Raw genomic sequence first — 11339 nt, forward strand, 5'->3', positions numbered from 1 at the left:
AAACTACAGTTTCTGGTACCAGAGTAGTCAGCTGGCTCTTCGTCAGCAGCAGGCTCAAAACAAAAAAGCCGAGGAGAAGAAGAAAGAACTGCAGGAGTTTATTTCGCGTTTTAGCGCTAACGTGGCTAAATCGAAACAAACTACCAGCCGTAAGAAAATGCTGGAGAAACTGAATGTGGATGATATTCAGCCATCGACACGTAAATACCCGGGAATTATTTTTAATCCCGAGCGTGAGGCCGGCGACCGTATTCTGGAAGTGGAAAACCTGAGTGCCAGCATTGATGGAACCACACTTTTTAAAGACGTGGAATTTACGGCTCAAAAAGGTGAGAAGATTGTGTTCCTGTCGCGCGACCACCGTGCAATGACAGCCTTTTTCGAGATCATTAACGGAAACCGTGAAGCCGACTCGGGAACTTACCAGTGGGGACAAACCATTACATCAGCATACCTTCCTTTAGACAACTCGGAGTTTTTCGATAGCGACTTAACCTTGTTCGACTGGTTGTGTCAGTACACTACCGACACTACCGAAATTTATATTCGCGGTTATTTGGGACGAATGTTGTTTGCCGGCGAAGAGATCTACAAAAAGGTAAATGTACTTTCGGGAGGTGAGAAAATGCGTTGTATGATTGCCAAAATGCAGTTGCTTAACGCTAACGTGCTGATTTTGGATACACCAACCAACCACCTCGATCTGGAATCGATTCAGGCCTTTAACAACAACCTGATTAAATACCCCGGAAACGTGTTTATGTCGTCGCACGACCACGAGTTTATCTCATCGGTGTGTAACCGCATTATCGAATTAACGCCTAACGGTATTATCGACAAACTAATGCCATACGACGAATATATTGAGGACGATAAAATTCATGCACTGCGCGAAAAACTTTACGCGAAATAGAGCTATTTACAGCTGAAAATACCGATAAATATACCTGGCTAGTGCAAAGCATTAATCATAAAAATTAGGACATGAATAATCAGCAACGCAAAAACATCAAAACGGGCTCAAACGTAGCCGTTGTAAAAAAAGAACACCAGCAATCAGGAGAACTCACCTGTGGTATTGTGGAAAAAATCTTAACGAAATCAGCCATTCACCCCCATGGTATTAAAGTAATGTTAACCAGTGGCGAGGTGGGCCGTGTAAAAACAATCCTTTCAAACTGATTCTTTTTTTGTCGGGAGCTTAGTCGTTAATCTCCCGACAAAACTATTACTTATAGATTATTACAAACACTTGATTTTCAGTTGAAAATCCGAAGCCAAACTGCCCTCAAAATCAATATTTCAAATCCATCCCCGCAAACACTTGCATATCAGCCTTTTATAGTACCGAAACTTTGTTAACACAAATTTATTAAAGATATTTTTCTCTATTAATACGAAACAACACCGTTATAACAACCACACAAAACCCAATACTAAACTCTATTCTTCAACCACTTACACCCTTCCATTTATCAACTAAAAAAATTTCTACTATGTAGAATACTTCTATATAAAGAATTTTTTCGCTATTAACAGTCGTTTCTGCCCAAAATCATACAAATGGTATTGTGTTTGAAATTATTTTTGCATCAGAATTGACAGTATTAATGGTTTTGCACAGTACTTGAAAATGAAAGTATCAGAAAAAATAGAACTACTGAAAAAGAAACGCGAAGAGATCCAGAAAATGGGTGGAGAAAAGCGCGTTGAGAAACAACACGAGAAAGGAAAACTAACTGCTCGTGAACGTTTGAATCTGCTTTTTGATGAAAACAGTTTCAGAGAAATAGACATGTTTGTTGAACACCGCTCAGTAAACTTTGGCCTTGATAAGGTTGATATTCCTTCAGATGGAGTTATTGTTGGCCACGGCCTGGTGCACGGAAGACCGGTTTTTGCCTACTCACAGGATTTTACTTCGCGTGGCGGTTCGCTGGGCGAAATGCATGCAGCAAAAATTTGCAAGGTTATGGACCTGGCGGTTAAAGCCGGAGCTCCGGTGGTTGGCCTGAACGACTCCGGAGGTGCCCGTGTTGAAGAAGGTGTTGATGCACTGAAAGGATATGGTGAAATTTTTATGCGCAACTCGCGCGCATCGGGGGTAATTCCTCAAATTTCTGCCATTATGGGCCCATGTGCCGGTGGTGCCGTGTATTCTCCGGCAATGACCGATTTTGTTTTTATGGTGAAAAAACAAAGCCACATGTTTATTACCAGCCCTTATGTAATTAAAACCGTAACCGGCGAAGAAACCACATTCGAAGAACTGGGGGGTGCCATGGTTCACAATGCCAAAAGCGGAAATGCGCATTTTGCCTGCGAAAGCGACGAAGACACCATTGAAGCGATAAAAGAATTACTGGAATTTTTACCCAACAATAACCTCGAAGAAGCACCAAAAGTACCAATGGGCGACAACCCGGCCCGCTTGTGCGAAGAGCTGGACAGCATTATTCCTGACGATTCGAAAGTACCATACAATATGATAAGCATTATCGAATCGGTACTTGATAATGGCGAATTTATGCAGGTGCACGAACATTACGCCGAAAATGCCATTGTTGGTTTTGGGCACCTCAACAACCGGTCGGTAGGTATTATTGCCAACCAGCCAATGATTCAGGCCGGATGCCTCGACATTGATGCTTCGGACAAAATCAGCCGGTTTGTACGCACCTGCGATGCCTTTAATATTCCAATGATAACCTTTGTGGATGTACCGGGTTACCTTCCCGGAGTTCAGCAGGAATGGGACGGAATTATCCGCCATGGCGCCAAATTGCTGTGGTCGTATGCCGAGGCCACTGTTCCAAAATTTACCGTGGTAACGCGCAAAGATTACGGTGGAGCCTACCTGGCCATGTGTTCCAAACCACTCGGAGCCGATTTGGTTTTTGCATGGCCATCAGCCGAAATTGCAGTTATGGGAGCCAAAGGTGCTGTTGAGGTAATTTCTACTTACCGGAAACAGATTACCGAAGCCGAAAACAAAGCCGAAATGACCCAAGCAAAAATACAGGAATACGAAAATGCTTTTAACATTCCTTATTTAGCAGCAAAACGAGGGTACATCGACGATGTTATCCTTCCAAGTGAAACCAGGATGCGTTTAATTGATGCACTGGAAGTAATGTCGACCAAAACTGAGATTTTACCACCGAAAAAACACGGAAACATCCCACTATAAAATTTTCAACTATGACAGCACGAGAAAAAAAGAAAAGAGCTGCTATGATTGCCGTTGCCTACTACCTGGAACAGGAAGCAGCTAAAAACAAAACTGAGGAGAAAGACTACAGTGCCTGGGTAAGTTCGGGCAAAGAACTAATAATGGACAACCGCATCATGGTTCAACGCCGAGGCCGTGTATTGCGAAAACGTGCATAGTTTTTTTCTACAACTACAATTAACCGAAAAAGAAACAAAGAGATGAATTACGATAAACATGGAGTTTTGGAAATGTCGAAGCTTGAATTTGGGCCCGACAGAAGCAAAGCAACCAATCCGATAAAAATTAACGATGTAAGTTTGCGCGACGGGCACCAGTCGTTGTTTGCAACGCGCGGACGCACCGAAGATATGCTTCCGGTAGCCGAAATGATTGATGACGCCGGCTACAACGCTGTTGAAACCTGGGGAGGTGCCACCTTCGATACCATGCACCGCTTTCTTGCTGAAGACCCGTGGGAACGCCTGCGCACATTAAAGAAACACATGCCCAAAACGCCATTCTCGATGCTGCTGCGCGGACAGAATGTGGTAGGTTACCGCAACTATGCCGATGATGTGGTTATAGCCTTTATTCAACGTGCAATCGATAACGGAATGGACATCTTCCGTTGTTTTGATGCACTTAATGACTACCGCAACTTTGAAACCGCAGCCAAGGTAATTAAAGACAATGGCAAGCACTTTCAGGGAGTGGTTTGTTACACCTTAAACCAACCTCGTTTGGGCGGCGATGTGTACAACATGGAGTACTACCTGAACAAGGTGAATGAACTGGTTGAATTTGGTGTAGATTCAATTTGTATAAAAGACATGGCCGGCTTAATTGCCCCTTACGACATCTACAACCTGGTTCGCGAAATTAAAAAAGTAACCGATATCCCATTAAATCTTCATACCCACTTTACATCGGGTATGGGCGATCTGGCTATCTTTAAAGCCATTGAAGCCGGTGTAGATATTGTTGATACCTGCATTGGCCCTTATGCTTACCGCACCTCTCATGCTGCCGTTGAGCCTATTATCATGTCGTTGCTGGGTACCAACCGCGATTCGGGCATGGACATTAACCGGATTACGGCAATTGCCGACGAAATGGAAAAATACATTCCGAAATACAGGCACCTCGACAACAATCCCAAATATGCCACTACTGATATTAATGTTCTGCTACATCAAACACCGGGAGGCATGCTTTCGAACCTGGTAAACCAACTAAAAGCAATGGACGCGCTCGACAAATTGCCCGAAGTATTCCGCTTATTGCCAAAAGTGCGTAAAGACCTCGGAAACATTCCGCTGGTTACTCCTACCTCTCAAATTGTAGGGGTGCAAACCGTTAACAATGTCCTTTTTGATTCGTACGAAGGAGAATATGCCAAGATAACCAAAGAGGTAAAAGACCTTTGCTTTGGCTTGTACGGAAAGACAACCCTGCCGATCAATCCTAAAGTGCAGGCAAAAGCATTAAAAGATTATCCGCGTGGCGAACAACCAATAACCGAGCGCCCGGGAGCAATTCTTGAGCCCGAAATGGACAAGGTAAAAGCAGACTTTGCCAATCTTGCAAAAGATATTGACGACGAGGTGTTATGCGCTTTATACCCCGTAACCGGTAAACGTTTCCTGAAATGGAAATACGGCCTGGAGGAAGTACCTACCGAATTTAAAGCCAAAACCATGGCACAGGTAGAAAAGGAAGAAGAATTAATTCGAAAAGCACTGTCAGGCGATCTTACCGCAAAAAGCAAAGGAGGCGCAACACGCGAATTGGAAGTTAAGGTAGATGGCGAAGTGTTTACCGTTGAAATTAACGATCCTAACGCAGCAGCCGCACCACAACGCTTGCGCAGAGCAAAAGGCGGTGGCACAAAAGATATTGAAGCGGAAGGAAACATAACCGCTCCAATACCGGGCATGATTGTGGAAAACAAGAAAAAAGTTGGAGACAAAGTTGTCATTGGCGAAACGGTAGTTGTGCTGGAAGCAATGAAAATGATGAATAACCTTGATGCCGCAGTAAACGGTACAGTAACAGAAATTAAGTTCGACCAAGGAGACTCTGTTATAAAAGGAGACGTGGTTATGGTTATTGAGCCGCTTGAATAAGCACCTTTCAACAACATTATTATACAGTTTAAAGGCAGGTTCCGAAAGGGCTTGCCTTTTCTTTTAAAACTAAACCACTGAATTACAGGCGGAAGAAATCCGCAGCGGTATTTAAAAGTAGCCCAGGCATGGCTAGCTAAACTCTACTACTCCCGGCTTCCGTAAAAACGATCCAGAATTGATCCGTCGTTGGCTTCTTTTGATAACGATTCGATCGTTTTTTTCGGAACATCATACACATCCAAAACAATCAACCCGTCCAAGCAATTATTGAATTTCGGATCCACATTAAACCCAATTATCTCAGCATTCAGTTTAATGTACTTTTTCAGCAACACCGGAAGTCCTGAGTTCTGTTCATCCAAATCGCCAATGGTTTTGTCGAGCCGGTTAATATCGTGCTCCACGTTTTCCATTAGCAGATTCAGATCCGCATTATCGCTTTTAAATTTGTAGCTGTTGCGCGGTTTAATATGCTGAGCCATTTTCCAGTTCAAATGGTTCTTCATAATAAACTTAATGATCAGGTCTTTCGACACTTTCGAATAATTATTGCTGATACTCACCGGCCCAATCAGGTAACGGTATTCCGGGTTCTTAAGCAGGAAATACAAAATACCTTTCCACAACAAAAACAATGGCATGGGTTTGCGCTGGTATTCCTTAATTACAAACGAGCGCCCCAACTCAATACTCTCTTTCAGAATGGGTTTAAAATTTTCGGAGATGCGAAACAGCGAATGCAGGTAAAAGCCCCGCCGGCCCAGTTGTTCCATAATATCTTTACCTTTTCCCAGTCGATAGGCCCCAACAATCCGATGCTCATCTTCATCCCAGATAAACATCTGGTTGTAGTACAAATCATATTCGTCGATATCAATGCTGCGGTTGGTGCCCTCGCCTACTTCGCGGAAAGTTATTTCGCGCAAACGACCGATTTCATTCAATATATTCGGGATCAGCGACGACGGTGCACAATACGCTGTATAATTTTTTAGCGTAAACAGTGTGTGCTTCGATTTTATCAGCTGAATTTCTTTCTGAATCTTTGCCAACGGAACCGGGTCAATAATGACATCGGGTTTTACATTGGCTTTCAGCGCATAATTAAAAAAGCGCCGCACCTCTATATCCGATTCCATACTATATGTTTTGGCACGCAGAAACCGCCCAAGCTGATGCACATCTTTGTAAGTATCCTGCTCATCAACTTTAACAGGACTGCCAATTCGCAGTTTTATTTTCTTATGCTTTTTCCGCAAAATCTCCGATGGTAACCGCGCACTTTTTAACGAGGGATTGATTTTAGCCACCAGGTGCAACAAACGACTGTTGGTTCCCTGAAAAAGTACCGGAACAACAGGAACACGAGCCATTTTAATAAAATTCACCACCGGAAACTGCCAAACTTTGTCGGTTACGCCACCAAAAGTATCTTTGGTGTGTACGTCAATGGCCGGAAAAAGACAAAGCACTCCCCCGGCATTCAAATGAGTAACGGCTTCTTTTAGTCCGTTATAATTTCCTTGTTCCGAATCATCAAAGGGGTTGTCGTCCATAAAATACTCCGAAACAGCATCTATCTTTTTCAACAAATAATTGGCCAGCACTTTAACATCGTTGCGCACCAGCGACAGGTATTTTATCAGTAACAAGCCATCGAAACCTCCAAGCGGGTGGTTGGCTACAATAATCAGCGGTCCTTCTTTAGGTATTTTTTTTAGCTGTTCTTCGTCAAACTCAATGTCGAACTCCAGCATTTTTATCAGCTCGTCGATAAAATCCACACCTCGCTTATCTATTATCTGCTCATAAATTTTATCCAGCTTTTTAAAACGAAGAATAAACATCAGGAACTTGGCGAAATAATCGCCGTTGGCAGGTGCAGGGATTTGGTCTTTGAACAAATCTTTTGGCTCTGGTAATTCCATTTATTGCTTTTAAGGTCTAGTACGCCGTCTACCTGAGTTGTTTTAAAGATGAACTCAGCTCCTTACAAAAATAAAACGATTTTTGAATTAACATCGTTACCTTATTAATACTATACAATTATTTTAAGGTTGCCCTTTTGCGGCTAAAACCAGCAATTTAACCGCCGGGAAATATTTTTTAATCATATTTGAACTTTATTTGTTATAAGGTTACAAATTAGATAAATGACAGAAAACAAACTACATATTACAGACTGGCTCCCAACATCGAAGAAGGAAGTAAAACAATTGGGCTGGGAGGAGCTGGATGTAATTTTATTTACAGGCGATGCCTATATTGACCATCCATCGTTTGGTGCAGCCGTTATTGGCCGGGTTCTGGAAGCCGAAGGATTGCGTGTAGGAATTGTTCCGCAACCCAATTGGACCGATGATTTACGCGACTTTAAAAAGCTGGGAAGACCGAACCTGTTTTTTGCTGTTACGGGAGGAAATATGGACTCGATGGTAAACCACTACACCGCCGGGAAACGCAAACGCTCGAACGACGCGTACACGCCCGGGGGGCAAATTGGAAAACGTCCTGATTACGCCACCATTACTTACTCGAAAATATTAAAAGAACTGTATCCCGATGTACCGCTGGTAATCGGAGGAATTGAGGCCTCGTTGCGTCGTTTAACGCATTACGACTACTGGTCGGATCGTTTAATGCCTTCGATTTTGGCCGATACACAAGCCGACTTGCTGTTCTATGGAATGGGCGAAAAATCGATTGTTGATTTTGCGCGCCTGGTGAAACGTGGAATTCCTGTTGAATCGCTGACCACCATTCCGCAAACTGTTTTTATGGTTGATGCTGATGAAGCCTATGCTACCAAGAAAAACTGGGATGAGCTGGAGCTGGCCTCGCACGATACCTGTTTGCAGGAAAAGAAAGAGTATGCCCGCAATTTTATGCACATCGAGGAGGAATCGAACAAGATGGAGGCCAAAAAGCTGGTGCAGCGAATCGGCGATAAAAAAGTAGTGGTTAATCCGCCGTGGCCAACTTTTAAGGAAAAAGAGATCGACCGTATTTACGATTTGCCTTACACTCGTTTGCCGCACCCGCGTTACAATAACAAAGGAGTTATTCCTGCATATGAGATGATCCGGCACTCCATTAACATTCACCGTGGATGTTTTGGAGGTTGTACCTTTTGTACCATTTCGGCACACCAGGGAAAATTTATTGCCAGCCGTTCCGAGAAATCTGTTCTGCGAGAAGTGGAGAAAGTAACCGAAATGCCCGATTTTAAAGGGTACATTTCCGATTTGGGTGGCCCGTCGGCCAACATGTACAAAATGAAAGGTATTCACGAGGAGATTTGCAGAAAATGTAAACGCCCGTCGTGTATCTTCCCATCGGTTTGTAAAAACCTTGATGTTAGCCATAAAGGGATGCTTGATCTTTACAGAAAAGTCCGAAGCAATCCAAAAGTAAAAAAGGCATTCATCGGGAGCGGCATCCGGTACGATATGATATTGGAGAAAACCAATGATGAAGCGGTAAACGAAACCAATCGGGAGTATTTACGTGAAGTTATCAAACATCATGTTTCGGGAAGACTAAAAGTAGCTCCGGAACACTCGTCGGACGAAGTGCTGAAATTTATGCGAAAACCTTCGTTTAAACTGTTTGAAGAACTAAACCAGGAGTTTATAAAAATAAACAAGGAAGAAAAGCTGAATCAGCAGCTGATTCCGTATTTTATTTCGAGCCACCCCGGCAGTAAATCGGAAGATATGGCCAACCTGGCGATCCAGACTAAAGACATGAATTTCAAGCTCGAGCAGGTGCAGGATTTTACACCTACACCGATGACGCTGGCTACTGTGGTTTATTATTCGGGGTATCATCCGTACACCATGGAGCAAATTTATACGGCCCGAAACAAAAACGCCAAAGAACAACAACGCCAGTTCTTTTTCTGGTATAAAAAGGAATTTCGAAATAAAATTATCCGCGACCTAAAAGCAAAAGGCCGCGAAGATTTGGTTAAACAGCTTTTCAGTAAAAAACAAAATAACGACACTAAATGAAAATAATCAGAATGTTAACACTGGCAGTAGCTATCGTTCTATCGGGCTGCGCCGAAGTAATGCAAATTGCCCAGCAAACCCTGGAAGGCGATGCGCCTTTGACCCAAAACGAAATTATTGCAGGATTAAAAGAAGCGCTTGTAACAGGCACCAACAACTCGGTAAGGATTTTAGGTGCACAAGATGGTTATTACAAAGACGATCTGGTAAAAATTTTGCTCCCACCCGAAGCAGATATGATTGTAGATAATGTAGGGAAAGTACCCGGTGGACAAAAATTACTGGATGATGTGTTGCTGCATATTAACCGTGCTGCTGAAGACGCTGCAAAAGAAGCCGCTCCTATTTTTGTGAACAGCATAAAAAGCATGACATTTAACGATGCCGTTGGAATTTTAAAAGGCAACGACAACGCCGCTACGGCCTATTTACACAAAACAACTTACGATCAGCTTTTTGCCCTTTACCGTCCCAAAATAAAATCTTCGGTGGAGAAGGAACTGGTTGGCGGTGTATCGACCAAAGAAAGCTGGGACACCCTGGTAGGTAAATGGAACCAGGTTGCCGGTTCTTTTCTGGGGCAAACTGCGGGTCTGGAAAAGGTTGACACACAACTGGAAGACTATCTGACTGCCAAAGCACTCGACGGTGTATTTTTGAAGATTGCCGGTGAAGAAAAACTGATCAGGGAAGATCCGGCAGCACGTGTAAGCAGTTTGCTAAAAAAAGTATTTGGCTCGGTTGACAGCTAAACGACCGGCTTAACTTTTTCTTATCGACAGATCATTCTAAAATCAGAATAGTACTGCCCCGGAATTAATTTTTCGGGGCTTTATTTTTCAAATAGTTTTCCTTGCCAGGTATCGCGCTCTTTTAAACGTTTTTCAACTTTGGCTACAAACTCAAAATTCTTTAATCCCCATTTTGGGGCGATCAGCATTTCGGGTGGCGCCTGACTGATAAAACGTTCAACAATGATTGCCGGATTCAAAAGCTCCAGGTAATCGATAACCAGATCAATGTATTCGTCGGCAGTATACAGGTCGAAATTCTCCGGATTCTCCTGAAACTGCTTTTCCAGCAACGTTTTTTTGTGAATTTGCAACTGGTGCAACTTTAGGTTTTTCACCGGCAGTTTCGATATCGTTTTTGCCTGATCGAGCAATTCATCACGAGTTTCGCCCGGCAATCCAAGAATCATATGCGCACAATTGTTAATGCCCCGTTTTGCAGTTTCTTTAATTGCCCATTCAGCTTCGGCAAAGCTGTGTCCCCGGTTAATGCTGTCCAGGGTTCTGTCGAGGTGCGACTCCACCCCCAACTCAACCATTACATACACTTCTTTGCTGAGCTCGGCCAGGTAATCCAGCAAATCAGGATAGATACAATCGGGGCGCGTTGAAATTACCAGTCCAACCACTTTCGGATGTTCCAGCGCTTCTTCATATAAACGTTTTAAATCATCAATAGGAGCGTAAGTATTTGTGTAGGCCTGAAAGTAGGCCAAATACCGCATCGACTTATATTTCCTGGCAAAAAAAGCAATGCCCTTTTCTACCTGGCTGGTCACACTATTCTCCAGGTTGCAATAGGTGGGTTTAAATGTTTTGTTGTTACAATAGGCGCATCCGCCGGTACCTTTTGTCCCGTCGCGGTTGGGGCAGGTAAAGCCGGCATCAATAGACACCTTTTGCACCCGCTCCGAAAAAAACACTCTGAAATAAGTTGGAAAATCGTTGTATCGTCTGTCGTGTCCCCAGCTGTATGTTCCGTTTTGCATCCCCGTTTATTTGAAATTGCAAAAGTACGTAAAATTGTGAATCTCCTGCCGGAGGCCTTCATCTTTGCATTAAAGCAAAGACGAAGCACGAGGAAGGCATTTCCGAGCCAAGGCTGCTTTTGATCTTCACCCTACATTATCATAAAACCTAAGTTCGGGCGGGTGATCTCCTCGCCCACACGGAGCTTCCCGCTCTCTCTAAG

Annotated in this window: 9 protein-coding genes; 7 read left to right on the forward strand and 2 right to left on the reverse strand. The window is 43.4% G+C overall.

Annotated features, from left to right (window positions below; translation table 11 throughout):
* The 5 genes from ABZB17_RS15135 to ABZB17_RS15155 form a co-directional block, all read left to right on the forward strand.
* Positions 1–913, forward strand: a 913-nt coding sequence (locus tag ABZB17_RS15135) for an ABC-F family ATP-binding cassette domain-containing protein (RefSeq protein WP_372651225.1), incomplete at its 5' end; no start/stop codon positions are given.
* A gap of 71 nt (positions 914–984) precedes the next feature.
* Positions 985–1182: a YwbE family protein gene (locus tag ABZB17_RS15140; RefSeq protein ID WP_372651227.1), complete on the forward strand. Its 198-nt coding sequence runs from the start codon at positions 985–987 to the stop codon at positions 1180–1182.
* Positions 1183–1633: 451 nt separating this feature from the next.
* Positions 1634–3190, forward strand: a complete 1557-nt coding sequence (locus tag ABZB17_RS15145; RefSeq protein ID WP_372651230.1) for an acyl-CoA carboxylase subunit beta — start codon at positions 1634–1636, stop codon at positions 3188–3190.
* Between the two features lie 11 nt (positions 3191–3201).
* Positions 3202–3390: a hypothetical protein gene (locus ABZB17_RS15150; RefSeq protein WP_372651232.1), complete on the forward strand. Its 189-nt coding sequence runs from the start codon at positions 3202–3204 to the stop codon at positions 3388–3390.
* A gap of 42 nt (positions 3391–3432) precedes the next feature.
* Positions 3433–5340 (forward strand): pyruvate carboxylase subunit B, encoded by a 1908-nt coding sequence (locus ABZB17_RS15155; protein ID WP_372651234.1) that lies wholly within the window; start codon positions 3433–3435, stop codon positions 5338–5340.
* Between the two features lie 146 nt (positions 5341–5486).
* Here ABZB17_RS15155 and ABZB17_RS15160 read toward each other — a convergent pair whose 3' ends face one another.
* Complete coding sequence (locus tag ABZB17_RS15160; RefSeq protein WP_372651235.1) at positions 5487–7271, reverse strand: GNAT family N-acyltransferase; 1785 nt, start codon at positions 7269–7271, stop codon at positions 5487–5489.
* Positions 7272–7496: 225 nt separating this feature from the next.
* Between ABZB17_RS15160 and ABZB17_RS15165 the strand changes: the two genes are divergently transcribed.
* The gene (locus tag ABZB17_RS15165) at positions 7497–9356 is read left to right on the forward strand and encodes a YgiQ family radical SAM protein (protein WP_372651237.1); all 1860 of its coding nucleotides are present in this window, start codon (positions 7497–7499) and stop codon (positions 9354–9356) included.
* A complete protein-coding gene (locus ABZB17_RS15170; protein ID WP_372651239.1) occupies positions 9353–10108 on the forward strand; it encodes a DUF4197 domain-containing protein in 756 nt (251 codons plus the stop codon). The genes ABZB17_RS15165 and ABZB17_RS15170 overlap by 4 nt, the downstream gene beginning before the upstream one ends.
* Before the next feature lie 80 nt (positions 10109–10188).
* Here the strand turns inward: ABZB17_RS15170 and ABZB17_RS15175 are convergent, their stop codons facing one another.
* Positions 10189–11136, reverse strand: a complete 948-nt coding sequence (locus tag ABZB17_RS15175; RefSeq protein WP_372651241.1) for a TIGR01212 family radical SAM protein — start codon at positions 11134–11136, stop codon at positions 10189–10191.
* Positions 11137–11339 lie beyond the last annotated feature (203 nt).

The organism is Draconibacterium sp., from assembly GCF_041583095.1.
GTDB lineage: Bacteria > Bacteroidota > Bacteroidia > Bacteroidales > Prolixibacteraceae > Draconibacterium.

What these genes read in the sequence shown, in the direction of transcription:
- ABZB17_RS15165 (WP_372651237.1), top strand. Translation starts at nt 7,497, where the DNA reads ATGACAGAAAACAAACTACATATTACAGACTGGCTCCCAACATCGAAG.
- ABZB17_RS15140 (WP_372651227.1), top strand. Translation starts at nt 985, where the DNA reads ATGAATAATCAGCAACGCAAAAACATCAAAACGGGCTCAAACGTAGCC.
- ABZB17_RS15175 (WP_372651241.1), bottom strand. Translation starts at nt 11,136, where the DNA reads ATGCAAAACGGAACATACAGCTGGGGACACGACAGACGATACAACGAT.
- ABZB17_RS15150 (WP_372651232.1), top strand. Translation starts at nt 3,202, where the DNA reads ATGACAGCACGAGAAAAAAAGAAAAGAGCTGCTATGATTGCCGTTGCC.
- ABZB17_RS15170 (WP_372651239.1), top strand. Translation starts at nt 9,353, where the DNA reads ATGAAAATAATCAGAATGTTAACACTGGCAGTAGCTATCGTTCTATCG.
- ABZB17_RS15145 (WP_372651230.1), top strand. Translation starts at nt 1,634, where the DNA reads ATGAAAGTATCAGAAAAAATAGAACTACTGAAAAAGAAACGCGAAGAG.
- ABZB17_RS15160 (WP_372651235.1), bottom strand. Translation starts at nt 7,271, where the DNA reads ATGGAATTACCAGAGCCAAAAGATTTGTTCAAAGACCAAATCCCTGCA.
- ABZB17_RS15155 (WP_372651234.1), top strand. Translation starts at nt 3,433, where the DNA reads ATGAATTACGATAAACATGGAGTTTTGGAAATGTCGAAGCTTGAATTT.